Genomic DNA, 25962 nt, shown 5'->3' with positions numbered 1-25962 from the left:
CTCTTTTCTATCGCTGTGATTATAAAGACCCTGAGCAACGCGACTCATTCAACGAGAGACCATGCCGCGAAGCAGGCGGGGTCGTTTTAATTGGCTTTCTAGGTTATTGATCGGTGGTTGTTGAGCTGGTTATTGGGTTAGCTGTTGAAACGACTTTTGAAAAGTATACCAGCGCAGCATTTTAATCGCATGAGAGATTGTCGACAAATCAAGGGCAACCCCATAAAGAGATCATGAGTACCTTATATTTACTGCACAAACCCTATCGTATGCTCTCTCAGTTTACCGACAAACAGGCTCGCGCCACATTAGCCGATGTTATTACGGTACCAGGGGTGTACGCCGCCGGACGCCTTGATTACGACTCGGAGGGCCTACTACTGCTCAGTGATGACGGCGAATTGATTCACCGCATCTCTCACCCGCGTTACAAGCAGCCCAAAACCTACTGGGCTCAAGTAGAAGGTGAGATTAGTGACGCAGCGCTGAAAGCGCTACGTCAAGGGGTGACGCTGAAAGATGGCCCAACGCAGCCAGCCAAGGCTCGTCGAATAGATCCCCCGACGATTGCGCCGCGCCAACCCGACATCGACCCCAAACGCCACCCGTCGACTAGCTGGCTGGAGCTCACCATCAGCGAAGGCCGTAACCGCCAAGTGCGCCGCATGACCGCCCACGTCGGCTTTCCAACCCTGCGTTTGATTCGTGCGGCCATTGGCCCCTGGCGGCTGGATGGTTTAGCCCCTGGCGAATGGCGCAAGGAGACTTTGCACACGCCCCGGCCCGCCAATGCGCCCCCTGGCCGGGGAGTAGGACAGCGAGTAGCGCAGCAGAAAAATCAGCACGCACGGCCCACCACCAAACGCAGGAAACCCTGATGAGCCTTATTCATAGCACGGCAGCCTGCGTGATTCAGCAGGGTGAGCGCTTTTTGCTGGTGGAAGAGCATCGCGGCGGCCCGCAGAGCGTGTTTAATCAGCCCGCTGGGCATATCGAACCCGGCGAAGGCCCCATTAGAGCAATTCTGCGCGAGGTAGTGGAAGAGACTGCCTGGCAAGTATCACTTACCGGTTATCTGGGCCTGTATGTTTTTCATACCGGCACTGGAGAAACGTTCCATAGCCACGGGTTCATTGCTGAGCCGCTTCAGCAACTCGATCTCCCCCTCGACCCGGATATTTTCGCCACCCACTGGCTTACCATTGAGCAGATACGGTCGCTCGATCAGCAAGCGCGCCTGCGCAGCCCGCTAGTGCTTAAACGCATTGAAGACGCACTCAGCGGGCAGTGTTACCCGCTGGCAGTGATTCGCGAGTGAAGCACTCGAAGGCATTCCCTCCCATCGTGTATAATCCCCGCCCAATTGCACACTACTTCTACTGAGGATGCCTATGTCATCCAATACCGGGTCATCCAATACCGAGTCATCCAGCACTGGCTCAACCACTACCGAAACCTCTGCTAACGGCAAAGTGATTGTCGGTATGTCCGGCGGCGTGGACTCGTCCGTTTCTGCCCTTCTCCTTATGCAGCAAGGCTATGAGGTGGAAGGCCTGTTTATGAAAAACTGGGATGAAGACGACGGCACCGAGTACTGTACGGCCAAAGAGGATCTCGCCGACGCCGAGGCGGTCTGCGCAAAGCTCGGCATTAAACTGCACACCGCCAATTTTGCGGCGGAGTATTGGGATAACGTCTTTGAGCACTTTTTAGCCGAATACAAAGCGGGCCGCACACCCAACCCGGATATTCTGTGTAACCGGGAAATCAAATTTAAGGTATTCCTTGAGTACGCCGAAATGCTCGGTGCCGACAAAATTGCCACCGGCCACTATGTACGTCAGGGCATGCGCGAGGGCCGCCCGCGCCTGCTTAAAGGGCTGGATGGCAATAAAGACCAAAGCTACTTTCTGCATGCAGTGCCGGAAGCCGCGATTGCACGCACCCTGTTCCCCGTGGGTGAGCTGGAAAAACCTGCCGTGCGCGCCTTGGCTGAACAGCATGGACTAATTACCGCGAAGAAAAAGGACTCCACGGGCATCTGCTTTATCGGCGAGCGGCGCTTTCGCGACTTCCTGCAGCAGTACCTACCCGCCCAGCCCGGCAACATCGAAACACCGGATGGCGACGTGATTGGCCAGCATATGGGGCTAATGTACTACACCCTGGGCCAGCGCCAAGGATTGGGCATAGGCGGGCTTGCCAACTATTCAGAAGAGCCCTGGTACGTGGCGGCGAAAGACCTTGATCGCAACGTACTGGTTACGGTGCAGGGTAAGCACGATCAACTGCTTTACTCCGACACCCTCGCCACGGAAGCCATGGATTGGGTAGCGGGCGAGCCGCCGGTTCAGCAGGGCCGCTTTACCGCTAAGACCCGCTATCGGCAAAGCGACTGCGGCTGTGAAATGCGCGCGCTGCCCGACGGCGGCGTCGAGGTCACCTTCGACGACCCACAGTGGGCGGTTACTCCAGGTCAGTCACTGGTACTTTACGATGGCGACATCTGCTTGGGCGGCGGAGTTATTCGCGCGACCTGGAAGAAAGCCGCGGAGGCTGCTGCATGAATCCCACCACGCCGATTCATCGTGCCCCCGACTCACCGTCCGCCCGCCAGGCGCTTGCGTTGGCGGGCGTGTTTCAAGCCGCCAGTCTGGTTGACGAACTCGCCCGCACCGGTCAGGTCGACCCACGTGCTTGGGAAACGTTGATTGAAGCCACCGTGGATACCAACCCGGAGAGCTTTGAAGCCATTTACGGCGGACACCCCAATAATCTTCGCCGCGGCCTGGATACCTTAGAAGCCCTGGTGGGTCGCAAGCAGGCGAACCCAGTGGTGCTGCGTTACGGTTTCTCTCTGCTGATGCTGATGAATAAACTGCGCACCAACAACGACATGATGGACTCATTGGGTCAGAAGCTCACCCGCATTCAGGGGCAGACCGAGCACTTCGGCACCACCCATGAAAACGTGGTCGCAAGCCTAGGGGAAGCGTATCAAGAGACTATCTCTACCTTTAAAACCCGCATTGTGGTGCAGGGCGACCCGTCGCTGCTGCAGAGTCGCATGATGCCCGAGCGTGTGCGCGCCTGCCTGATGGCAGGGATTCGCTTTGGGTTATTGTGGCACCAGCAAGGCGGGCGGCGTTGGAAGCTGGTATTCCAGCGCAAAGCGCTACGCCGGGCGCTGGATAGCCTCAGCTAGGCCACCCCCTCATTGATCAACTTGCTTTCGACTAATTTTCTTTCGAACCTCCTGGAAACGATGCCATGCAACTCTCTGCTTTAACCGCCCTCTCCCCCGTTGATGGCCGCTACGCCACCAAAGCCGCAGCCCTGCGCGAACACTTCAGTGAATTCGGCCTGATCCGCGCCCGTGTGATTGTGGAAGTCCGCTGGCTACAGCGTTTGGCCGAGCACGCGCAAATTATCGAAGTGCCACCGCTCTCTGCTGAGGCAACCGCGTATCTTGAACAGTTGATTCGTGAGTTTTCGCTCGAAGATGCCGAGCGCATCAAAGTAATCGAACGCACCACCAACCATGACGTCAAGGCGGTGGAGTATTTCCTCAAAGAGAAAATTGCCGATCAAGCCGAGCTGCATGCGGTCACCGAGTTTATTCACTTTGCCTGCACCAGTGAAGATATTAACAACCTCTCTTACGGCGTGATGCTTAGCGACGGCCTCAACGCCATGCTGCCCACCATGCACGAAGTGGCTGACGAAATCGGCAAACTAGCAATTGCCCACGCCGCCCAGCCGATGCTGTCCCGTACTCACGGTCAAACCGCCACCCCGACCACGTTAGGCAAAGAGATGGCCAACGTGGCTTACCGCCTTAAGCGCCAGCTAAAGCAGATCGAAGCGGTGGAAGTGCTGGGCAAAATCAATGGCGCTGTGGGCAATTACAATGCTCACCTGACCACATACCCAGAGATCGATTGGGAAGCCAACGCACGTACCTTTGTGGAAGGCCTAGGGCTAACGTTCAATCCTTACACCACCCAAATTGAGCCCCACGACTATATCGCCGAACTGTTCGATGCTATCTGCCGCTTCAATACCATCCTGATCGACTTTGATCGCGACGTATGGGGCTATATCTCGTTGGGTTACTTCAAGCAGCGCACGGTTGAGGGCGAGATCGGCTCATCGACTATGCCGCACAAAGTTAACCCGATCGACTTTGAAAACTCCGAAGGCAACCTGGGTCTGGCTAACGCAGTGCTGAGCCATCTCGCTCAGAAGCTGCCAATTTCCCGCTGGCAGCGCGACCTGACCGACTCCACCGTGCTGCGTAATCTGGGCGTTGGCTTGGCGTATGGCCTGATCGCCTACCACGCCAGCCTAAAAGGCATCAGCAAGCTGGAAGCCAATCCCGAGCGTTTAGACGCCGATCTGGATAACAGCTGGGAAGTGCTCGCCGAGCCGATTCAAACCGTGATGCGCCGCTACGGCATCGAAAAGCCCTACGAAAAACTCAAGCAGCTAACTCGCGGCAAGCGTATTGACCAAGCAGGCTTTGCAGCGTTTATTGATACGCTGGAACTACCCAGCGAGGTAAAAACCGAGTTGAAGGCGCTCTCACCAGCCAACTATATTGGTAATGCTCAGGCCCAGGCCAAAGCATTGACGCAACAATTAAACGCTTTATAAAGAGTTTAATTAAGACATCTATAACGTCACCTTGTATCGCCAACTTCCTAACGCCAGGGCATGCCATGAACCATCACGATAAGCCGTTAACCCTGCTGGGCGACCTTACCGCCGCCGACTTTCTGGCCAACTATTGGCAGCAAAAGCCGCTGCTGATTCGCGGTGCGATGCCCGACTTCATCAGTCCGATTGAAGCCGATGAGCTGGCGGGTCTTGCCTGCGAGCCTGGTGTTGAGGCGCGCTTGGTTGAAGAGGAAGGCCCGGATGGCCCCTGGCAGGTTTCCCACGGCCCCTTCGATGAAGCCACCTTTGAACGGCTGCCGGAAAACAACTGGAGCCTGCTGGTGCAGGCAGTCGACCACTATGTGCCCTCGGTGGCGACGCTACTGAACGAGTTTGACTTCCTGCCGCGCTGGCGGCTTGATGACGTCATGATCAGCTACGCCCCTCCGGGCGGTAATGTGGGCGCGCATATCGACCAGTACGACGTCTTCCTACTCCAAGCCAGCGGCCACCGTCGCTGGCAGTTGGGCGGCAAACTCACCGAAGATGCGCCGATTATCCAAGGTATTGATCTGCGCATTTTGGAAGAATTCAGCGTAGAGCCGGACTCTGACTGGGTGCTCGATCCCGGAGACATGCTCTATCTTCCCCCTGGCTGGGCGCATCACGGCGTCAGTCAAAGCGACGACTGCATGACCATCTCGATTGGCTTTCGTGCGCCTTCCGCCGATGAGGCGATCACCTCCTACGCCGACTATTTGGGCGAACAGCTACCGGCTTCCCAGCGCTACAGCGATGCCGGCATGGCGCCTGCCCAGCAGTCTGGTGAACTGGACGACGCTGCGGTAGAACGGATGCGTCAGCTCATTATGTCGACGCTGGATAACCCGACCCAAGTCGCTCAGTGGTTTGGCCGGGTAATGACTCAGCCAAAATATGTCGATCAAGTGGTACCGCTTGAAACACCGATGACCGAGGCTGAGCTTGTTGCTCAGCTACAAGACGGCGAACCGCTTTACCATATGCCCGGTGCACGCTTTGCTTGGCGTAGTGATGCCAGCGGCACCACGCTGTTTGTCGATGGCGACGGCCACGCCTGCTCGACCGAGTTGGCTAAACGCCTTGCCGACCCCACTCCGCTTTATGCTGAAGACCTTGAGCTTGACGGCGCCGCCGCGCTTTTCACGCAGTTGATCAATGCCGGCAGCCTGGGCTTTATGAGCGATGAAGGTGACGACGAGGAGTATTGATGGCGATTACCCAGATTCGAACGGGCAACTGGGAAACGCTTGGCCCGGCGGCTAGCGAGATCCGCCGCAGGGTGTTTATCGATGAGCAGAGCGTGCCCCAGGAAGAGGAGTGGGACGGCCTGGATCCAGAGTGCGTGCACTTTCTTGCCACGCTTGACGGACAGCCGGTAGGCACCGCACGCCTGCTGCCCGATGCCCATATTGGTCGTGTCGCGGTGCTGGCTGATGCCCGCAGCACCGGCATTGGCGTACTACTGATGCAGGCCGCTATTGAAGCAGCCCGCCATGCGGGTCACGCACACGTGGAACTCAGCGCTCAGGTACATGCCCTGACGTTTTATGAGCGGTTAGGCTTCGTCGCCCACGGCGAAGAGTTTCTCGATGCGGGCATCCCCCATCGAGAAATGACGCTTTCGCTCGCGAAATAAGTTCTGCTGTTTGATCTCTAGCACTGCCTCGGTAGTGCTTTTTTATGCTCTTTTGTCGCCCTCCTGACGAAAAACCACTACACAAACCTACCGCTTTGCTACCCCGCTGTAGTCGGGTTACAACCCACTGTGCCCCCAAGTGTCAATTGTTGAATGCGCTAGTTTCGTTGATAGTTATTGCATTGCAGCGACGCGAGATCTGTTCAGCCTCCCGATAATAATTTTCAACCGTATACGACGTTTTAATAAGAGACCTTTTTATTAAAGACACGGCAGAAAAACTAGGTAATGCTGAATTGACTTCGCAGTTGCAGCATAAGTTAATGCTAATTTGCAAAACCATCATGACCAAGAGGGTAAGCTCATGTCAGGACTGCTCGACGATATCAAAGCCATGGCCCAATTACGCGAAGCACAAGGCGGGAAGTGGGAAGCCATCAAACCCGAGTACGCCGCCCGTATGCGTGCTCAAAACCGCTTTCACACCGGCCTGGATATTGCCCGCTACACCGCCAAAGTCATGCGCGAAGATATGGCCGCTTACGATGCTGATACCGCACAGTACACCCAGTCACTGGGCTGCTGGCACGGCTTTATTGGTCAGCAGAAGCTTATCTCGATCAAAAAGCATTTTGGCACCACCAAACGCAGCTACCTCTACTTGTCAGGCTGGATGGTCGCCGCGCTGCGCTCCGAGTTCGGCCCGCTGCCCGACCAGTCGATGCACGAAAAAACCTCCGTGGCGGATCTGATCGAAGAGCTCTACACCTTCCTAAAGCAAGCCGATGCCTGGGAGCTTAACCACCTGTTCCGCGCCCTCGATGAAGCCAAAGAGGCGGGCGACAGGGGCAAAGAACAGGAACTGATCAGCAAAATCGATAACTATGAAACCCATGTTGTACCGATTATTGCCGATATCGATGCAGGCTTTGGTAACGCGGAGGCCACCTACCTGCTGGCGAAGAAGTTTATTCAAGCGGGTGCCTGCTGCATTCAACTGGAAAATCAGGTCTCTGATGAGAAGCAGTGCGGCCATCAGGACGGTAAAGTCACCGTGCCCCATGAGGACTTTCTGGCCAAAATTAACGCCGTGCGTTATGCCTTCCTCGAACTCGGCATTGAAGACGGCGTTATCGTCGCGCGCACCGACTCCCTCGGCGCTGGCTTGACGCAAAAGATTGCCGTCACCAATGAGCCCGGCGATCTCGGCGACCAGTACAACAGCTTCCTGGATGGCGATGTAATCGAGAACGCTGCCGATATCAACAACGGCGATGTGGTCATCAAGCAGAATGGCAAGCTGGTCAAACCCAAGCGCCTCGCCTCGGGCCTTTACCAGTTCAAACCGGGCACCGGTGAAGAGCGCGTTATTCTTGACTGCATCACCAGCCTGCAAAACGGCGCCGACCTGCTGTGGATTGAAACCGAGAAGCCCCACGTTGGCCAGATCGCCAGCATGGTTAACCGAATTCGTGAAGTAGTGCCGGATGCCAAGCTGGTCTACAACAACTCACCGTCGTTCAACTGGACGCTCAACTTCCGCCAGCAGGTGTTCGACGCCTGGCAGGAAGAGGGTAAAGATGTCTCGGCTTACCAGCGTGACAAGCTGATGAGCGCCGAGTACGACAACACCGAGCTTGGCCAGTTGGCCGATGAGTGGACGCGTAACTTCCAACGCGACTCCTCGCGGGAAGCGGGCATCTTCCACCACTTGATCACCCTGCCGACTTACCATACCGCCGCCCTGTCCACCGACAACTTGGCGAAAGGCTACTTCGGCGACGAAGGTATGCTGGCTTACGTTAAAGGCGTCCAGCGCGAGGAAATCCGCCAGGGAATTGCCACGGTTCGCCATCAGGATATGGCCGGCTCCAATATCGGTGACGACCACAAAGAGTTTTTCCACGGTGATGCAGCGCTTAAGGCCGGTGGCAAAGACAACACCATGAATCAATTTGGTTAGTGAGCAGTTTAAACGCTTTAGCTAGCTAACCAACCGCTGCAACAGGAGGCCTCATGGCCTCCTGTTTTTGGTTGTCTAAGCGTATTTGCACACTGTTTTCTTAATACGCTGTTACACTCTCCGGTATGCTATTTTATAGCGATTATGTTTGTCCGCGCTGATCTTCTCGGACCACAGCTGGTCAAAAGCGCTAATATAGGCTATTTTAACGAACACTGTTCTACAACCGCATTGTGTAGCTGTGATCAATTCTTACTCATTGAGAAAGATACTGTGAAAAAGATGAGATTGAAAAAGATGACAGAGCTACAGATGGCCGTTAGAGAAATTAATACACTTGGAGGTTTTGATGAAACGTCTTCTTTTACCTATTGCCGCCATGAGCATGCTCACCTTAGCAGGCTGCGCTAACACATCCGGCTACTCTGGCGACGTCTATAGCGGCAACCAAGCTAAAACGAGCCAAAGCGTCACTTATGGCACTATCGTGGCGGTTCGTCCGGTGCAGATTCAGGCGGAAAGCCGTGCAGGCGGTCTTTTAGGTAGTGGTGGTGGCGCGATCATTGGTGGCCTGCTGGGCAATCAAGTCGGTGGTGGCTCAGGTCGTCAGTTGGCAACAGTTGCAGGCGCACTCGGCGGTGCGGTGGCAGGTACCGCAGCTGAAGACGCGACTAACCGCGTTAACGCGCTGGAAATGGAAATTCGTCGTGACGACGGCTCTGACATCGTTGTCGTTCAGCGTGCAGACCGCCAATTCCAAGCTGGCCAGCGTGTCCGCTTGATCGGTAGTGGTGCTAACGTGAGCGTGGCACCCTATTAAGCAGCATTGATAGTCGAAAGCGGTTAAGTATAAACAAGCCCGGCCATCTCATTTGATGGCCGGGCTTTTTAGCTGCAATCAGCTTAACGGTGAGTCTTATTACCTGCCCAGCTAGCCAGTGCCATAATAGCCCAGCCAATCAGGCCTAGCAGGATAACGACCAGCAGCATATCAACCGGCTTCACTAACGTCGTCGCGCCTAACACTGCCAGCGTAATTACCCATAGATAGCGGTTGTCGCCATGGCTTTTCAAAAAACCTGGCAGCACCTTGTCCAACCCCTCGCTAACGCCGCTATTCCAGCGTTGATAGGCAAAATAAGCAATCAGGCAAAATGCGACAAGCCAAATAATCAAGATCGTCATTGCATGCTCCAATAGTGATAGGGCAAAGGAAAAAGGAATGGTCGTAGGGTATCCCTGGTCACCCTGGTGCGCAATACCGCCGAAAGTGGTGAGTAGGAAAAAGCGCTGCTACCCCCTGACAAGTCAGCGCACACGCGTTACCATATTGGGACATGCACTCACCGTAAGGTTATTCCATGCAAATTGCGCAAAACTCGGTTGTCGCGTTTCACTACACCCTGACTAACGATGCAGGTGAAGTGCTAGACAGTTCCGAAGGCCGTGAGCCGCTTACCTACCTCCACGGCGCCGGAAACATTATTCCGGGTCTTGAGAAAGAGCTGGAAGGACGTGCGGCTGGCGAGAAACTGAACGTTAGCGTCTCTCCTGAAGAAGGTTACGGCGAGTTGCAAGAGCAACTGATGCAAGAAGTACCGCGCGATGCGTTCCAAGGCGTTGAAAGCATTGAGCCGGGCATGCAGTTTCAAGCCCAGACTCAGGGCGGCCCATTGATGGTTACCGTCAAGAAAGTTGAAGGCGACACGGTCGTGGTTGATGGCAACCACCCGCTGGCAGGCCAGCAGCTTAACTTCGACGTTGAGATCGCGGAAGTTCGTGAAGCGAGCGCTGAAGAAGTCGAGCACGGCCACGTGCACGGCGAAGGCGGTGTTGAGCACTAAGTCGCTCGCGCTACCGATCAGAAAAGGTGACCCAAGGGTCACCTTTTTTATGCCCGCAACCTTTTGCAGCCCTACTCATCCGGTATTAGTACCAGCTGCCCATGGCGCACACTTCGCGACGATGTGACTTCGGCCGCAAACTGCTTTAGCGCCCGCCCCTGGCCTTTGAGCAGCGCTACTTCCAGGCAGCTATCGTGGTTGATATGCACATGCAGGGTCGAAAGCGTCAGGTCATGATGGTCGTGGGAGTGGCGCGTTAAGCGCTTGGACAGCTCACGGGCGGCATGATCATAGACATACACCAGCGCGCCCATGCAGAGCGAATCCGGTGCGGCCTCTTCCCTCACCTGCTTTAAACCGCTGCGGGTCAGGTCGCGAATCGCCTCTGAGCGGTTTTGGTAGCCGCGTTCACGCATCAATGTATCGACTTCTGCCACCAGCTCCTCATCAAGCGTTACCGTTACACGCTGCATTCACGCCTCCCTCAATTGATTCACTTTGCAAGTGTCGCCCATGCCGTTAGTATGACGTTCTTTAGTAAAGATCATACTAATGACTTTAAGGATATACCGATGGCTAAACCAACTCGATCTATCTTACTGGGTATTGCGCTAAGTTGTTTAACTGCCATCAGCAATGCACAGGCGAAAGAGCAACTGGTGCTAGCCATTGGTGGCGAACCCGAGCAAGGCTTCGACCCACTTTTGGGCTGGGGGCAGTACGGTAATCCGCTGTTTCAGTCGACGCTGCTATCTCGGGGTAGAGACCTTACGCCACAGCCAGAACTGGCCACCGAGTGGTCGCTCTCTGAAGATCGCCTGACCTGGACACTCACGCTGCGTGACGATGCCCGCTTTGCCGACGGTGCACCGCTGACCGCTGAAGACGTGGCCTATACCTTCAACGCAGCGGCTAAGGCGGGTGGGCGTGCCGACCTAAGTGCCCTGGATCATGCGCAAGCCGTGGATGAGCATACCGTCACGCTTTACCTCCGCACCCCACGCATCACCTTTAGTGATCAGCTAATGACGCTGGGTATTGTGCCAAGCGCCGAGCGTGACAACGGCTATAGCGAGCAGTATGGCCGCCAGCCCCTGGGTTCTGGGCCCTATCAACTGGTCGAGTGGCAAGAAGGCGAGCAGTTGATTGTTGAACGTAATCCCTACTTCTACGGCCCTACGCCCGCCTTTGAACGGCTGGTGTTTCGGTTTACCGGTGAAGACGCCACGCTAAGTGCCGCCCATGCTGGCCAGGTTGATATCGCCTCGGTGCCGCCAGCGCTAGCGGCCAATGTACCGACGCATATGCAGCGGGTCATCATGCAAAGCGTCGATAATCGCGGCATCCTGTTCCCCATGCAGCCTGCCAATGGCGAGCACGCTGAATCAGGGGCACCCATTGGCAACGATGTGACCGCCGACCTTGCCATCCGTCAAGCCATCAACCTTGCCGTCGACCGCAATACACTGGTCGAGGTAGCGCTACATGGATTCGGCCGCCCCGCCTTCGGCCCTGCCGATGGCCTAGCCTGGAGCGATGACGAAGAACACGTCGACGCGCCCGACCTGACCCTTGCTGGAGAGATACTGGATGCCGCAGGCTGGGCGTTGCACGACGATGGCCTGCGCTACAAAGATGGCCTGCCCGCACGCTTTCGTCTCACCTATCCTGCCAGCGATACCACCCGACAGCTGCTCGCGGAGGTTAGCGCCGAGATGGTACGTCCACTGGGTATTGAGATGCAGCCCACCGGCCGCCACTGGGACGAAATCCAGCGTGAAGCGTTGCACCAGGACGCCATCATGTTCGGTTTTGGCAGCCACAGTCCCCAGGAGATTTACTACCTTTTCCATAGCCAGCATGCGGGCAATGGCTTCTATAACAGCGGCTTTTACGCCAACCCGGAAGTTGATGCCCACCTTGATGCCGCCCAGGCGGCTGACAGCCTCGAACAAGCCAACCAGTACTGGCAAGCAGCCCAGTGGGATGGCACGACTGGCTATGGCCTGCGCGGCGACAGTAGCTGGGCCTGGCTGGTTAATCTTGAGCACGTCTACTTTGCTAATACCTGCTTAGACGTTGGCGAACTGGGCGTAGCTCCCCACGGCCACGGCTGGCCGATCACCGCTAACCTGCTTGAGTGGCGTTGGACGTGCGAGGAATAACGCTTCTCGCCATGCGGCTGACACACCTAAGCGTGGTCCTACTGTGCGTGGCACTGGTCTCGTTTGGGCTGATGATGGTCTCACCTATTGACCCAATCGATGCCTACCTAGGCCCCCAAATGGCCCAGGTTAGCCCTGAGCAGCGTGAATTAATCGCCCAGCGCTGGGGGTTCGATGAGTCGCCTGCTGTTCAGTTTGGCCACTGGCTACGGCAATTAGTGGGCGGTGATTTAGGCTGGAGCCATGTGTATAACCAGCCCGTCAGTGACGTGATCGGCCAGCGCTTCCAGCGTTCGATTGCGCTGCTGGGGGGCGCTTGGCTACTGTCCGCACTGCTGGGCTTTAGCCTCGGCGTTGTCGCTGGTGCCAAAGAGGGTTCAAGGCTGGATAAAATCATCACCACCTACGCCTATATAACCGCCTCCACCCCGGCTTTCTGGCTGGCAATACTCGCGGTGCTGCTATTTTCAGTAATGCTAGGCTGGACACCCACCTGCTGTGCAGGGCCTGCCGGAGCTTTGAACCAGGACGTTTCTTTCGCCACGCGGCTGCATCACTTACTACTGCCAGTTGCCACGCTGGCGCTGCTGGGCATCGCTAGTATCACCCTGCATACACGCACCCGTATGCTGGCGTTGATGCGTTCAGACGTTGCTATCTACGCCTTCGCCCAGGGCGCCAGCCGAATTGATGTCGCGTGGCGACACGGCCTACGTCACGCCAGTTTACCGGCAGTTACGCTGGCATTTGCCTCCTTAGGTGAGCTATTTGGTGGCTCTATTTTAGTTGAGCAGGTATTTGCCTACCCAGGTCTGGGCCAAGCCACGGTAGCGGCGGGGCTGCGCAGTGACGTTCCACTACTGCTGGGCATTGCGCTGTTTACCACGCTATTTGTCAGCGTCGGCAATATGATCGCCAATACGCTGTATGGCGTTATCGACCCCCGCATTCGTCAGGGGGAGCTATGAGATTGGTACTAACAAGCCAGAGCGATCAACCGCGTCTGCGTGCCGCCTTCAGCCTGGGCATCACCACTCTGCTGGTGATGGGGCTAGTCGCTAGCCAGTGGCTGCTAGGCGATTCAGCCCAGCAGATGCAGTTTGACGCTAGACTAGCCCCGCCCAGTATTGATCACTGGTTAGGTACCGACGCGCTAGGGCGCGAGCTATGGGCAAGAACCCTGGCCGGGTTGGCGCTAAGCTTCTGGGTGGGCTGTTTAGCAGCGCTATTAAGCACATTGATTGCGTTGAGCTTGGCCGCGTTGGCTACACTGTCCGCACGGCTGGATGCGCTGGTGAGTCTGCTGATTGATACACTGCTCAGTGTACCCCACCTGATTTTATTGATGCTGATCGCGTTTGCTTTGGGCGGCGGCACTCAAGCGGTGATTATCGCCGTGGCTGTTACCCACTGGCCGAGTTTGGCCCGGGTGCTGCGCGCAGAGCTGCTGCACCTGCGTCAGGCGCCCTATGTGCGCATCTCCCGCGCGCTGGGTAAAACACGCTGGTTTGTTCTTCACGATCACCTACTCCCCCACTTACTGCCTCACTGCCTGGTCGGAGCGCTGCTGCTGTTTCCCCACGCGATTCTGCATGAAGCCGCGTTAACCTTTTTGGGCTTTGGCTTGAGCCCCAGCCAACCGGCCATTGGTGTGCTGCTAGCCGACGCCATGCGCTACCTAAACAGCGGCTACTGGTGGTTAGGGGTTTTCCCAGGCTTGGGGCTGTTATTGATGGTGCTTAGTTTTGAGCGCCTTTCCAGCCACCTGCGCCGTGCGCTATAGAGAGGCACTCCCAATGCTAACCATTGACCAATTATCGCTACAGCTACCCTACTATGCTCACGGGCATGCTTCCTGGTGGAAGCGTAAGTGGGCAACCTGTTTAGATGAACTCTCGCTACAGTTCTCGGCAGGTGAGGTGCATGCAGTGGTGGGCGCCTCAGGCGCTGGAAAAAGCCTGCTCGCCTACGCCATTATGGGCTTGCTGCCGCCTGCTGCTCGCTTAAGTGGCCAGCTCAACTACCACGAAAAACCGCTTGATGAGCAGCGCCAACGCCAGCTTCGCGGCCGGGAGTTAGCGCTGATCCCTCAGTCGCTTAGCGCTCTAGATCCGCTGGTGCGCACTCATCGCCAAGTAACCTGGGCAGCCCAGCGCGCAGGTCATTCCTCAGCGAATGCCTGGCTCTCTGCTCTGCAAGCTTTACATCATTATCAGCTAGACGCCCGCGCGCAACAGGCCTATGCCCATGAGCTTTCCGGCGGCATGGCCCGCCGGGTACTCACCGCGATGGCCCATGTAAGTCAGGCAAAGCTGGTGATTGCCGATGAGCCCACCGTCGGTTTAGACCCGCATCAGCGCCAGCGCGTATTGGCGGCACTGCGTGGGCTGGCTGACCAGGGCAAAACGATCATATTGATCACCCACGACCTGCGCCACGCCCTACCGATTGCTGACCACGTCACGATTATGCGTGAAGGCAAGCAGGTCGAAACGGCACCCGCGGGCGCTTTTCAAGGCACGGGTAGCTCGCTTAACAGCGCTTATTCCCAGGCATTATGGTTAGCACTGCCGGATAATAACTTCGCAACCACGACCGCCGACGCGTTAAAACGGGAGGCAACCGTTGCTTGAAGCGCGCCAACTTAGTTTCCAGTTTGCTCATAACGCACCGCTGCTCCAAGCCGTTTCACTGACGCTGAGCGCGGGCCAATGGATAGGGCTAAGCGGGGACTCAGGGGCGGGCAAATCGACGCTGGGCAAACTGCTGGCTGGCTATTTAGCTCCCCAGGCAGGCGATGTCGCACTTGATGGTGCCGCGCTCCCCAAAAGCGGCGTGCAGCCTGTGCAGTGGCTGCCGCAATCACCGGAATTAGCGGTAAACCCTCGCTGGCGGGTAGGTAAAATACTGCGTGAAGCCTGGACGCCCTCTGATGCCCAGTGCCAAGCGTTTGGCATCAAGACAAAATGGCTATCGCGCTTTCCACAATCATTATCAGGGGGAGAGTTACAGCGCGTATGCGTATTGCGGGCGCTCGCGCCAGCGGTGCGCTTTCTAGTGGCCGACGAGATATCAACGATGCTTGACCCGATTACTCAGGTGGAGCTTTGGCAGGCGTTAAAGCAGGAAGCGCAAAAGCGCCAGCTTGGCGTACTGGTGATTAGCCACGACACCGCCCTACTGAAACGCCTCTGCCCACTGCGCTACCACTTAAGCGAAGGTCAATTGAAGCAGGTTAGCTAATCGCTAATGCAACTAACGGTCTGGCGGCGTTCAAAACGCCACAGGCCGAAGGCGATCATCAGCGTAATACTTAGCAGCAGCCATGAGCCAACGCTCACCCCCGGCCAGCCGGCCCAGCGCCAGAACGGCTCCAGCCAGAAACCGCCTAAACTGGCGCCCACGTAATAAAACACCAGATACAGCGCCGAGGCACTGCCCCGGGCGCCCTGGGCGTAACGCCCTATCCAACTGGACGCCAACGAATGGGCCAGGAAAAAACCAAAGGCATTAACGCTTAAACCAACAATAATCAACACCAGCGAATCCGCTAACGTAATCGCCGTCCCCAGCATTAAAATTATAACGCCCATCATCATGCACGCTGCTGGGGAAAAGCGGCCAGCCAAACGGCCAGAAATCATCGAACCGAAAGTACCACCGAGGTAGGTCAAGAAAATCAGCCCCAGTCCACTGGCAGCCAACTGATACGGTTCGTCCGCCAAGCGAAAGGTGATATAGCTATATTGATTGATAAAAATCAGGAAGTTAATGCCACCTAAACAATAAGCAGCGAGCAGCACCGGGGTGCGCAAATGGCCGAGTAGATCAGCCGCCGCTTTGCGCAGCTCAAAGCGTTGAGGAGTAAAAGCGCGGCTATTGGGTAACAGGCGCCAAAATACCACGCAACCGATGAGCGTCATCACCCCGACCGCTAGAAAGGCAGCGGTCGGCCCACCGACTTCGGCGGCGGCCCCACCCACAATTCGCCCGCTGATACCGCCGAGAGAATTGGCACCAATATAGAGTCCGACAGCACTTAGTAACGCTGGCTTTTCAAACTCATCGCCCATCCAGGCAATCGCCACCGCCGGTAGCCCCCCTAGCACAAACCCCTGCACCAAACGCAGCACTAGTAAGCTTTCGAAAGTGGGCGCGAAGGCCAAGGCAAGGGAACAGCCACCTGCCAATAGCAGGGTAATGCGCATGATGGCTTCACGGCCAATGGCGTCCGAGAGTGGCCCGAACACCAGCAATGCAATAGCCAAGGAGAGCGTCGACACCGACATCAGCAGGCTGACGCCGAGGGTGGAGACAGCGTAAGTCTCCTTCAACCCTGGCAGCAGCGGCTGCGGTGCATAGAGGTTAATAAAAACTAGAAATGAGCCTAGGCAAAGCGCCAAGGTGGCGCGCCACCAGGCGCGCGTTCTGGCTTCAATCATGCCATTCCTAAATGAGAGACTGACGGCTAGAAGGCGCTACTACTCAGTTGGGCCATATGGGTTGGCTCCAGCGCGCGACGTGCCTGCCAGTAATGGCGACGCCAGTAACTATTATCCAGGCTGGAAATAATGACCCCTCTCGAGGTAGAAGCATGGAGAAAATAGCCATCACCAACGTAAATGCCCACATGGTTATAGCGACCCGGCGGGCTGAAGAACACCAGATCGCCCGCCTGCAGCTCTTGGCGGTCGATCGGGCGTCCCTCGTGCACTTGACCACGGGTGGAACGCGGAAGCTCTAAATTAAAAGTGTCACGATAAACATTGCGGACCAGAGCAGAACAATCAATGCCTCGTTTTGTGGTACCACCAATCCGGTAAGGCGTTCCCGCCCAGCGCTGGTGCTGGGCCAGCAGCGCCTCTCGTACAATTGTTGGTGGCGGTACTTGTAGGCTACGCAACTGTGCATCGATTGGGTCAACCGGCGACATTAGCGGCTTCCCCTCCATTCCCGGTAGCGCCATGGAGAAGTAGTTCTCCGGAGCCTGGATATTATTCTGTCGGGAAGAGCCTGCACAGCCAGCGAACAAAGTAACTAAAAAACAAATACTTAAAACACGGACAGCGATCACAGCGGAGCGTGGCAACGCAACCATGCGATTAACCTCGTGACATTGATAAGGGGGTGGTATGACAAAACTCATTTTTCCACACACGACTATAAGCTAGTTATCATATGTTTGGCGAGCCTAATGTAATGTGCGCTGGTCGCCCGGCAACGTATCGATGTGCAGGGGGGCAAAATGGCGCGGTTTATTGCCAGGGAAATCCAGGCTGGCCCACGGCCCTGCCAACACCGGCGCACCGCATACCCAGGCCACTAGCGCTTGGCGAAAACCAGCTAAAAAGCTCTCCCGTTCAGGAGTGTCGCCCATAAAAAATGAGAAGCCTGCATACATCCCCATCGCGTACTCTTGCCAGCCGGCATAATGGTCGGCGGCCAACTGATAGGCACTATCCAGCACTTTCGCAAAGGCAGCACTATCCAGCCAACCCAATTGCCGCGCGGCAATCGCCAAATCGACCAATTGAGCGATATCCCAGGCTGCCATATCGACCTCATTACAGCCGTCTTCGTTATCACGGACACGGCGTAAGCGAAGCAGATGGTGGCGGTCTTCTTCTGAACAGTCGCCGGACTCCAGAATGGCGATCTCAGCGTCCAAACGCTCAGCGTTGAGGGTATAGGGCGCATAGTTAATCTGGTACTCCTGGCGATCCCCCGACTCAAGCATGTAGGTCAAAAATTCCTGCATGTCGCCCGCGCTATTTAAGTGGTAGTGGCTATCCACCCACTCACGGATCTCGGCGCACTCTCGCACACTCTCAGGCTGGGGCTCGCTCCACACCGCACTGTTCAGTGGGCCCACCAGCGACATGGCAGTGAAGTGGCTCAAAGTAGGCCGACTTCCCGGCTCGCACCAGGCGTCATGGCGCCAATCCAGCCAGTGAAACAGGCTACCGGGGTCTTCAATATGCCAAACAATTTCATTAATTAGCGAGGCGTGCTCAGGTTCGGGTAGGCAGCTCTCCCAAGCAAACCAAGCTTCTAACAAGCGCTTGGGATTGGGATAAAAACGACACAGGCAGCTGCGCAGCTCACTGGCGTAAGCCATTAATGGCGCTTGATCCAGCAAACCGCTATCGAGCGACATATGCAGATAGAAAGCGAACTTTTCAGCCATATGGATAGTGGCCGCGTGGCGGCTCACGCCCTTTACGGCATTACGTTGCTTGAGCTCTTCCGGGGTTGGCTGACCAAACCAGCTCTGGGACGGCGGCAAAACGCCGTGTACGGCATCAGCCGCCAACTGATTAAGATGGTGCGCCTGAGCGGGCAACCAGTAACGTGCGAGTGCATGGGCACCTTCATCGGCATGCAAGCCCAGCGACTCCTGCAAATAGAGCGCTGCGTCGGCCCGCTGCTCTTCCGGCAGCGCCGATGATGGATCTATTTGACGTAGCATGGCATCCGGCTCGCGAACGCTGGCCAGCGCCAGCAGCCAGTGATGGGGCGTATTACGCCACTGACGAATGCGCGCTTGAGAAGCCTTGCGCGTCGGTTCATCCAGCAGCTCCCCGGGCGGTCGCTTCCAAGGACTATGGGCGCTGTGCAGCAGCAATTGATGTCGCTCGTCGGGTGTTTTACCCCGCCGGTCGAGGCCATCAAACAGACTCTGCCCCCGCCCGTAGGCGTTAAGCACCGCATACCAGTCGTGGTAACGACGACTCATCAAATCAGCGGCGTGCGCCGCCAGATCATCAGCCTCTTCCTGGCTCAGCCAACCACAGCAGGCACCCGCCCAGGCAAGTTCGACTAACCGTAACCAATCCCAGGCCGCCCACTCCAGAGGCTCGCCTTGGGTGACGAACTTATTCAGTATCGGCGCATAGGGTGTCTCCTCCACCACGCTGCGCTGCCACTCCATGCGCTGAGCGTTATCCATACTCAATAGCTCACGGGCTTCAATATCCCAGCGCTGGCGTTCGCCCTGAGCACCTAGCCAAAGCATCACCCCAAGCAGCGCATCACGGTCATGAACATCCCATACGTGGGCCAGCCACTCGCGGGCTTCTGGCCAATCGGCCTGGCTGGCGGGATAGACTATAATCGGTCGAAACAGCGCACATAGCCGCCAGCTCTGCGCCTGGGGTTGCTGAGGCCATAGCGGGGCGGGGGCAGGAAGTTGAGCCAGCGCGTTTTCAAGCGCTTCCCAGGTCACTCCTTCGCCATCGCTTTCGAGATTGGCCAGCGCTTGGCAGGCATCGATAAAGCGATCATCGGCACCACTTTCCCACCCCCGCGCGCCAAGGGCACGGCGTAAATCTGCCAGCCATGCACGCAAATCGCCATAATCGCTGGTAATTCGGCGGATTAAATGGTGCGCCCACGCCTCTGATTGATCTGCCTCAAGCCAACCCGCCGCGCCTGCAAGCGCAGCCCATTCTAAAACGCCTAATAGGCGATCGGCATAGCCTGAAGGTGCGCCCAGACCATGAAACAGCTGCTCCGCCAGCTCTCCCCGGTCAGTAATTCCCAGTTGCAGCAAGCGCTGTTCCGCCGCTCCTGCATCGACCGCCAGCGGATGAGGAGTAAATGCCCAATCACACAGCACTAGCTGTTGGGCCCACCAGGCATTTAACACGTCGATCAAGAGGCACCTCGAAAAAACACAATGTCACCAGCAAGCGCCGGATTAAAAGCGCTTAGTGTAACGGAAAGTGGCGTGAACACCGATAGCCACCGTCATACATATAGGGATTGGGGCGGGCTAAAACACCACCGCCCGGCACAGGGCCGGGCGGTGGTGTTACCGGTAGCGGACAAATAGCTACGCTTTTTTCACCTTACTGATGACCCACAAGAGCACTACCGCACCCACGATCGCGGTGACCAATGAGCCTATAAAACCACCTGAAGAGAGGCCTAGAAGGCTGAACAGAAAACCGCCAATAACCGCACCAACGATACCGACACCAATGTTACCCAGGATGCCGAAACCACCGCCGCGCATGATGTTGCCAGCAATCCAACCAGCCAGACCACCAATGATTAACCATGCAATAAAGCCCATATAGTCTCCTTACTATTTCAATGACGGGTTTTAGCTAAGTATGTTGATAGGCGTTTTACCTACCAGTCGCGCTTGTTCTACCATAGCACATGGCGTTGCTTTCCGGTGCCTCTAGATATAGATGCTTGGCTACTCTTAAAGGAAAATTCATGATCCCCGACTCGCTCAATCAACTGATTAAAAGCACTCAAGGGCAACAAACGGTTCAGTGGGAAGGCCGTGACGTGGTGCTGTTCAATATGCCTTGGGGCGAGTTGGTGATTAGCCTCCAGGGCGCTCAAGTGCTGCATTTCTGCCCTGTGGGGGATACCCACTGGCTATGGCTGACGCCTACGCCCCAGGCGCTGCCTGGCGCTATCCGCGGGGGTATTCCACTCTGTTGGCCATGGTTCGCCGACGAGCGCTATGCCGACCAGAGCCCCAACCACGACGGCCCCTTCCATGGCCTTGCCCGCCACGCCGACTGGCGACTGGACGCCGTTGATGAGCATGCTGAGGGAATTGAACTCCACCTCTCCCCTGTGCAGCCCCTGCATACACTGCTCACCGCACGCTTGGTGGTACAAGCCAACGCCCAGCGCCTAAACGTTGAGCTGATTAGCGAGAACATCGGTGAAACGCCAGTCAAAACCAGCGGCGCGCTGCACACCTATTTAGCCGTTGCCGATACCCATCAGTGCCGCTTGGAAGGCCTTTCTGGCGCACGCTACCTCGATAAGCTGCGCGACTTTGCCGAGAGTGAGCAGCAGGGTACGCTGGCCGTTCAGGGCGCCGTTGATCGCATTTACCACACCAATGAAGCCGTGCTGCTCAACGATGGCGAGCGCAGCCTGCGCATCGGCAAGCAGTCGAGTGATTCCACTGTGGTGTGGCACCCCAACAGCGACCTACCCAGCGACACGCCCGCTGACGTAGCGCGCCACTTTATCTGCGTTGAAGCCGCCAATACGCGCCTGGATCCGGTGTGGCTGGTGCCTGGCGCCCAGCATCTGTTAGGCACCACCCTTAGCCGCGGTTAATCTTTGGTTCATCAACGCGTTGTTAACATACGCTCACTTTTATTTGCGCTAGGGAGACCGAATGGATCCGCAGCAATGGCTAGAAGCCGCCACGCTGGCGTTTAATTTGATCGGTATGGTGGTGTGTTTGGTCGGCCTTACCCTGGCGCAGAAGATGACCCGCCGCTGGCCAGGTTACACGCTGGCGGGGGTTGGCTTTTTGATTGCCACCCTGCCGATGCTTTCGCAGCTACTATTAGTGTTTCGTTAATATGATGTCGGCACTGGTCAATCAGCCCTTTTCACTGTCGTGAGTTAGCGCTGTTAATGGATAGTGGTCAATTGCCACAAAAGGATCAATAGGATGCGCCAGCCGTTAAGTCGCGAACTGAGCAATTTATTAGAGCGTGGGCGAGATCGCCAGTTGCGCTTAGCGGTCACCGGCCTCTCCCAAGCGGGCAAAACCGCGTTTTTGACCTCGCTGGTCAACCAGCTGCGCCATGCTGGCGTAGAGGCGCAGCTCGATTTGCTGCCCGCCGCCCGGGAAGGCCGTCTGCTGGGTGCCCAGCGGCTTAACCAGCCCGACCTGGGCGTACCGCGTTTTCCTTACGACCCCGGCATGGCCGCGCTGCACGATACGCCGCCGCGCTGGCCGGAGCCCACCCGCGGCATCAGCGAGTTACGCTTACAGCTGCGCTACCGCCCCGCCCGCAGCGGCTGGCTAACCCCTGAAATTGCTCACCTGACGCTGGACCTGTTCGATTATCCTGGAGAGTGGCTGCTCGACCTACCGCTACTGCAACACGACTTTTACAGCTGGAGCCAAGCGCAGGCGCTATACGCAGGCGAACAGCGCCGCAGCCTGTTTAGCGAGTGGCTGGCGGCGGTAGAACAACTCGACCCGGCTGGCGAGGCCGATGAGGCCTTACTGGCTACCCTCGCAGAAGAGTATGCTCAAGGCCTACGCCGCGCCAAGCAGGCGGGGTTTTCCGACCTCCAACCTGGACGCTTTTTGCTGCCGGGCGAATTGGCAGGCGCGCCGGTACTGCAGTTTTTCCCGCTGCCCCAGCTTAATGCGTCTCAAGCCAATACTTCTCGAGAAGCGCTGGAGGCCCTGCCCGCCAATAGCCTTTACGCTACCCTGGCGGCGCGCTTTCGCTACTATCAGCAGCAGGTGGTCAAACCTTTCTATCGCGACCACTTCCGCCGCTTCGACCGCCAAATCGTACTGGTAGATGTACTTGGCGCGCTCAATGCAGGCCCAGAGCGGTTTGAAGACCTTTCCCGAGCACTGCGCCAGTTAATGCACAGCTTTGACTATGGCCAGCGTAGCCTGCTCACGCGCCTGTTCGCACCCAAAATTGACCGGCTGGCGATTGCCGCCACCAAAGCGGATCATGTGACACCTGACCAACACGGCCATCTGGTGCAGCTATTAGAGGCGCTGCTGGCAGAGCCACTTAAAGACCTGCGCTTTGCCAACGTGCCGGTTAAAGCGCTCTCGCTGGCAGCGATTCGCGCCACTGAAGCCCGCGAGGTGGCCCATGAAGGGAAGCGCTCACCTGCACTGCGCGGCACTACGCTAGAGGGCGAAGACGTGCTGGTTTACCCCGGCGACGTCCCCGCCCGACTACCCGCTGCCGATTTCTGGCAGCAGCAGGGCTTTGACTTCCCCGGCTTTCGCCCGATGCCGACCCACTCAGAAGCGCTGGATCATATTCGCATGGACGCCGCTATTGACTGGCTGATTGGAGACAAACTGACATGACCACCCCACAGCCGCGGCGCGATTTTAATCTGGATGACAAGCCCGAAGAGGTCGCTGATGTAGAAACACCTCTTCGCCAGCGCGAAGCCTTTGCGGGCGCCAGCGAGCACCATCCACTAACGCCCCTGCCAGAAGACAAAGCCCTGCCCGCTGCCAGTTTAGGTGCACCGCGTAAACGCCGCTGGGGGCTGATATTCGCTCTGGTGGGAGGCGCCGGCTTGGGCACTGCGGAGCTGGTCACCGGCATTCCTGACGCGCTAGCCCAGTCCCAGTGGTTGAGCATAGCCTGGCAGGCGTTCGGGATCAGCTTGATTGGGCTAGGGGGAATCTCACTGCTCAAGGAGCTGGGTCGTTTGCGCCGTCTGAAACGCCACGACAAGCTGCGCGGCGAGCTTGCCGAACTGCCACTACGCTCGCCCAAGCAGGCACGCGCCATGGCTGAGCAGTTAAAGCGCCAGCTCAAACTCGCCGACGATGATCCGCACTGGCTGGCCTTTCAGCGCGCCAGCCAGCCCCACCATAGCGGCGAAGATATCCAAACGCTGCTGCGTTATCACCTGTTAGCGCCGCGTGACCGCGAGGCCCAGCGGCTGATTACCCGGATGTCCGGCGAAACCGCCATCATGGTCGCGATCAGCCCACTAACGCTGGTAGACATGGCGCTGGTGGCCTGGCGCAGCTTAGCAATGGTAGACAGGCTTTGCCGCCTCTACGGCCTTGAGCTCGGCTACGCCAGCCGCCTGCGGCTATTTCGCAATGTGCTACACAACATGGCCTTTGCTGGGGCCAGCGAACTGGCCACCGACGCCAGTATGGATATGCTCTCGCTGGATTTAGCCGGGCGCCTCTCCGCCCGTGCCGGGCAGGGTTTGGCTACCGGGCTACTCAGCGCCCGCCTGGGACTTCGTGCCCAGCGCCTTTGCCGCCCAGTGCCGTTTACACTCGATGAGCAGCCAAAAATCGCTGATCTACGCCAAGACCTTTGGCGGCAGATCAAGCGCCTCGACAAAGACAAGGTGCCACAGAGCCGCGAATGAAATAGATGTGATGGCGCCATCTAGCTTTCGACAACAATTTGCGATTCAACGCTGTATATCCTCATGATGGGGGTTTGGCATAACATCCTCCAATGTGGAGAAACTGTTTATGAACACCCCCAATGATCCTACGTCGCCTTCAATAGCGAGCGACATGCAGACCGACTATGTCGTCGGCCAGGATAATATCAAGGGGCAGCTCGGCCCCTTCGGTTTTGATATCCACAACCGCGTCTTCGTGGTCTCCGCGGTTGCCTCGGCCATTTTTATCGTCCTCACCCTGCTGTTTCCTGAACGGGCGAGTAGCGTTTTCCAGTCTATCGTTGCCTTCTCTACAGGAACGCTGGACTGGTATTTCATGATCCTGGTGGATTTCTTCATTCTGTTCTGCTTGGCTCTAGTGGTCCTTCCTCACGGCTCGGTAAGATTGGGCGGCCCCGACGCTAGGCCAGAGCACAGCTACCTCTCCTGGTTTGCGCTGCTGTTTACCGCAGGCATTGGCATTGGTCTGCTGTTCTTCGGCGTGCTGGAACCGGTATATCACGCCAATGTTTCGTTACCGCTGGGCGTTGAGTCTCCTTTCGGTGCCGATGGCGAGCTGAACCCTGACGCTATTGCCGACGCCAGTGCATTAGGGCTTGCGGGCACATACCTCCACTGGGGTATCCACGGCTGGGCGGTTTATGTCGTCATGGCGCTCGGGCTGGGCCTATTTACCTATAACAAGGGCCTGCCCTTCTCGATTCGCTCGGCGTTTTTTCCCATTCTCGGTGACCGTGTCTGGGGCTGGTGGGGGCATACGATCGACATCCTTGCCGTATTTTCGACCCTATTTGGATTGGCGACATCGCTAGGACTCGGGGCGCAGCAGGCTAATGCGGGAATGAACTTTGTTTTTGGGCTGGAGGTAAGTACTACTACCCAAGTCATCGTGATCGTACTAGTCACGGCGGTGGCGCTGATATCGGTGTGGCGTGGGCTCGAGGGTGGCGTTAAAAAGCTCTCCGAAATCAATATGGTTCTGGCCGTCCTGTTCTTCTTTTTCGTGCTGTTCGCTGGCCCTACTCTACTGGCGTTAAGTGGATTCTGGGCGGGCCTATCCACCTATGTGACTGATTTTCTGCCGTTATCGGCGCCCTTTGGGCGTGACGATGATGCCTATCGTCAGGCTTGGACAATCTTCTACTGGGCTTGGTGGATCAGTTGGGCACCTTTCGTCGGCATGTTCATCGCTCGGGTCTCGAAGGGCCGTACCGTGCGTGAATTCGTCCTCTGCGTACTGCTGGTTCCCAGCCTGTTTATCTTTATCTGGATGGGCGTCTTTGGCTCAACCGCGCTTGAGCAACTCTACGCCAACCCTGCCACCAGCTTGGTTAAAGAGTATGTGATTGATAGCTATAGGCCTGAACTGTCGCTGTTTGGCATGCTCAATGAACTGCCGTTGACGGGATTGATGTCGACACTGGGCATCGTTCTGGCGCTGATTTTCTTTGTCACCTCCTCTGATTCCGGCTCGCTGGTGATCGATACCATCACCGCCGGTGGTAAAATCGATGCTCCCCGCCCGCAGCGCATGTTCTGGGCGATTGTGGAGGGTCTGATCGCCATTGTGTTGCTGATCGGCGGTGGCCTGACAGCGCTTCAGGCGGGGGTCACCGCCACGGCGATTCCGTTCTCTATCGTGCTATTGCTGATGTGCTACTCGATTATCAAAGCACTCAATGGCGAACTGCGGCTTCTACGTCAACAACGCCTATAAACGATTGAGACGTT

Annotated in this window: 26 protein-coding genes; 20 read left to right on the top strand and 6 right to left on the bottom strand. The window is 56.9% G+C overall.

Annotated features, from left to right (window positions below; genetic code table 11):
• Nucleotides 1–233 precede the first annotated feature (233 nt).
• From QT230_RS00725 to QT230_RS00685, 9 genes are all read left to right on the top strand, one after another.
• Complete coding sequence (locus tag QT230_RS00725) at nucleotides 234–878, top strand: pseudouridine synthase (protein ID WP_308319581.1); 645 nt, start codon at nucleotides 234–236, stop codon at nucleotides 876–878.
• Nucleotides 878–1318: an NUDIX hydrolase gene (locus tag QT230_RS00720; RefSeq protein WP_308319580.1), complete on the top strand. Its 441-nt coding sequence runs from the start codon at nucleotides 878–880 to the stop codon at nucleotides 1316–1318. Before QT230_RS00725 ends, QT230_RS00720 begins: the two co-directional genes overlap by 1 nt.
• A gap of 73 nt (nucleotides 1319–1391) precedes the next feature.
• On the top strand, nucleotides 1392–2567 hold the full coding sequence (gene mnmA, locus QT230_RS00715) for a tRNA 2-thiouridine(34) synthase MnmA (RefSeq protein WP_374694430.1): 1176 nt from the start codon (nucleotides 1392–1394) through the stop codon (nucleotides 2565–2567).
• Nucleotides 2564–3205, top strand: coding sequence for a high frequency lysogenization protein HflD (gene hflD / locus QT230_RS00710; RefSeq protein ID WP_308319578.1), 642 nt, complete (start codon nucleotides 2564–2566; stop codon nucleotides 3203–3205). The genes mnmA and hflD overlap by 4 nt, the downstream gene beginning before the upstream one ends.
• Nucleotides 3206–3270: 65 nt before the next feature.
• The gene (purB, locus tag QT230_RS00705) at nucleotides 3271–4656 is read left to right on the top strand and encodes an adenylosuccinate lyase (protein ID WP_308319577.1); all 1386 of its coding nucleotides are present in this window, start codon (nucleotides 3271–3273) and stop codon (nucleotides 4654–4656) included.
• 65 nt (nucleotides 4657–4721) lie between these two features.
• Entirely contained in the window at nucleotides 4722–5909 is a 1188-nt protein-coding gene (locus QT230_RS00700) for a cupin domain-containing protein (protein WP_308319576.1), read from the top strand.
• Complete coding sequence (locus QT230_RS00695) at nucleotides 5909–6337, top strand: GNAT family N-acetyltransferase (protein ID WP_308319575.1); 429 nt, start codon at nucleotides 5909–5911, stop codon at nucleotides 6335–6337. Before QT230_RS00700 ends, QT230_RS00695 begins: the two co-directional genes overlap by 1 nt.
• A gap of 364 nt (nucleotides 6338–6701) precedes the next feature.
• Nucleotides 6702–8300, top strand: a complete 1599-nt coding sequence (locus QT230_RS00690; protein ID WP_308319574.1) for an isocitrate lyase — start codon at nucleotides 6702–6704, stop codon at nucleotides 8298–8300.
• A 349-nt stretch (nucleotides 8301–8649) separates the two neighbouring features.
• Nucleotides 8650–9120: a glycine zipper 2TM domain-containing protein gene (locus QT230_RS00685; protein ID WP_308319573.1), complete on the top strand. Its 471-nt coding sequence runs from the start codon at nucleotides 8650–8652 to the stop codon at nucleotides 9118–9120.
• 83 nt (nucleotides 9121–9203) lie between these two features.
• Here the strand turns inward: QT230_RS00685 and QT230_RS00680 are convergent, their stop codons facing one another.
• Complete coding sequence (locus tag QT230_RS00680; RefSeq protein WP_308319572.1) at nucleotides 9204–9485, bottom strand: hypothetical protein; 282 nt, start codon at nucleotides 9483–9485, stop codon at nucleotides 9204–9206.
• Between the two features lie 176 nt (nucleotides 9486–9661).
• Between QT230_RS00680 and QT230_RS00675 the strand changes: the two genes are divergently transcribed.
• Entirely contained in the window at nucleotides 9662–10144 is a 483-nt protein-coding gene (locus QT230_RS00675) for a peptidylprolyl isomerase (RefSeq protein WP_071695751.1), read from the top strand.
• Nucleotides 10145–10215: 71 nt separating this feature from the next.
• On the opposite strand, the gene nikR is transcribed toward QT230_RS00675, so the two are convergent.
• Entirely contained in the window at nucleotides 10216–10617 is a 402-nt protein-coding gene (nikR, locus tag QT230_RS00670; protein ID WP_308319571.1) for a nickel-responsive transcriptional regulator NikR, read from the bottom strand.
• Between the two features lie 99 nt (nucleotides 10618–10716).
• Between nikR and QT230_RS00665 the strand changes: the two genes are divergently transcribed.
• Genes QT230_RS00665 through QT230_RS00645 form a run of 5 tightly spaced genes read left to right on the top strand, consistent with a single transcriptional unit; the run spans nucleotide 10717 to nucleotide 15552 of the window.
• The gene (locus QT230_RS00665) at nucleotides 10717–12309 is read left to right on the top strand and encodes an ABC transporter substrate-binding protein (RefSeq protein ID WP_308319570.1); all 1593 of its coding nucleotides are present in this window, start codon (nucleotides 10717–10719) and stop codon (nucleotides 12307–12309) included.
• An 11-nt stretch (nucleotides 12310–12320) separates the two neighbouring features.
• Entirely contained in the window at nucleotides 12321–13277 is a 957-nt protein-coding gene (locus QT230_RS00660; protein ID WP_308319569.1) for an ABC transporter permease, read from the top strand.
• Nucleotides 13274–14092: an ABC transporter permease gene (locus QT230_RS00655; protein ID WP_308319568.1), complete on the top strand. Its 819-nt coding sequence runs from the start codon at nucleotides 13274–13276 to the stop codon at nucleotides 14090–14092. Before QT230_RS00660 ends, QT230_RS00655 begins: the two co-directional genes overlap by 4 nt.
• A gap of 13 nt (nucleotides 14093–14105) precedes the next feature.
• Entirely contained in the window at nucleotides 14106–14942 is an 837-nt protein-coding gene (locus tag QT230_RS00650; RefSeq protein ID WP_308319567.1) for an ATP-binding cassette domain-containing protein, read from the top strand.
• Nucleotides 14935–15552, top strand: coding sequence for an ATP-binding cassette domain-containing protein (locus tag QT230_RS00645; protein WP_308319566.1), 618 nt, complete (start codon nucleotides 14935–14937; stop codon nucleotides 15550–15552). The genes QT230_RS00650 and QT230_RS00645 overlap by 8 nt, the downstream gene beginning before the upstream one ends.
• Here the strand turns inward: QT230_RS00645 and QT230_RS00640 are convergent.
• The 4 genes from QT230_RS00640 to QT230_RS00625 form a co-directional block, all read right to left on the bottom strand.
• Nucleotides 15549–16751: an MFS transporter gene (locus QT230_RS00640; RefSeq protein ID WP_308319565.1), complete on the bottom strand. Its 1203-nt coding sequence runs from the start codon at nucleotides 16749–16751 to the stop codon at nucleotides 15549–15551. The genes QT230_RS00645 and QT230_RS00640 overlap by 4 nt on opposite strands.
• Nucleotides 16752–16777: 26 nt before the next feature.
• Nucleotides 16778–17407: an NlpC/P60 family protein gene (locus QT230_RS00635; protein ID WP_308319564.1), complete on the bottom strand. Its 630-nt coding sequence runs from the start codon at nucleotides 17405–17407 to the stop codon at nucleotides 16778–16780.
• 93 nt (nucleotides 17408–17500) lie between these two features.
• Nucleotides 17501–19966, bottom strand: coding sequence for a YbeU/YbeR family protein (locus QT230_RS00630; protein WP_308319563.1), 2466 nt, complete (start codon nucleotides 19964–19966; stop codon nucleotides 17501–17503).
• 177 nt (nucleotides 19967–20143) lie between these two features.
• Nucleotides 20144–20386 carry a GlsB/YeaQ/YmgE family stress response membrane protein gene (locus QT230_RS00625; RefSeq protein WP_008958536.1) on the bottom strand — a complete coding sequence of 81 codons (243 nt, stop codon included), beginning with the start codon at nucleotides 20384–20386 and terminating at the stop codon, nucleotides 20144–20146.
• 149 nt (nucleotides 20387–20535) lie between these two features.
• Here QT230_RS00625 and QT230_RS00620 point away from each other — a divergent pair, with 149 nt between their 5' ends.
• The 5 genes from QT230_RS00620 (at nucleotide 20536) to QT230_RS00600 (ending at nucleotide 25948) form a co-directional block, all read left to right on the top strand.
• Nucleotides 20536–21405 (top strand): D-hexose-6-phosphate mutarotase, encoded by an 870-nt coding sequence (locus QT230_RS00620; RefSeq protein WP_308319562.1) that lies wholly within the window; start codon nucleotides 20536–20538, stop codon nucleotides 21403–21405.
• A 61-nt stretch (nucleotides 21406–21466) separates the two neighbouring features.
• Nucleotides 21467–21655 carry a hypothetical protein gene (locus QT230_RS00615; protein WP_094890159.1) on the top strand — a complete coding sequence of 63 codons (189 nt, stop codon included), beginning with the start codon at nucleotides 21467–21469 and terminating at the stop codon, nucleotides 21653–21655.
• A gap of 93 nt (nucleotides 21656–21748) precedes the next feature.
• A complete protein-coding gene (locus QT230_RS00610; protein WP_308319561.1) occupies nucleotides 21749–23152 on the top strand; it encodes a YcjX family protein in 1404 nt (467 codons plus the stop codon).
• Complete coding sequence (locus tag QT230_RS00605; RefSeq protein WP_308319560.1) at nucleotides 23149–24189, top strand: TIGR01620 family protein; 1041 nt, start codon at nucleotides 23149–23151, stop codon at nucleotides 24187–24189. The genes QT230_RS00610 and QT230_RS00605 overlap by 4 nt, the downstream gene beginning before the upstream one ends.
• Before the next feature lie 109 nt (nucleotides 24190–24298).
• Nucleotides 24299–25948 (top strand): BCCT family transporter, encoded by a 1650-nt coding sequence (locus QT230_RS00600; protein ID WP_308319559.1) that lies wholly within the window; start codon nucleotides 24299–24301, stop codon nucleotides 25946–25948.
• The last annotated feature ends 14 nt before the right edge of the window (nucleotides 25949–25962 follow it).

This window comes from Halomonas sp. SpR8 (genome assembly GCF_031010195.1).
Taxonomy (GTDB): Bacteria; Pseudomonadota; Gammaproteobacteria; order Pseudomonadales; family Halomonadaceae; genus Vreelandella.
Note: the sequence above shows the minus strand (reverse complement) of the source record. Positions and strands in the feature narration are given on the sequence as shown.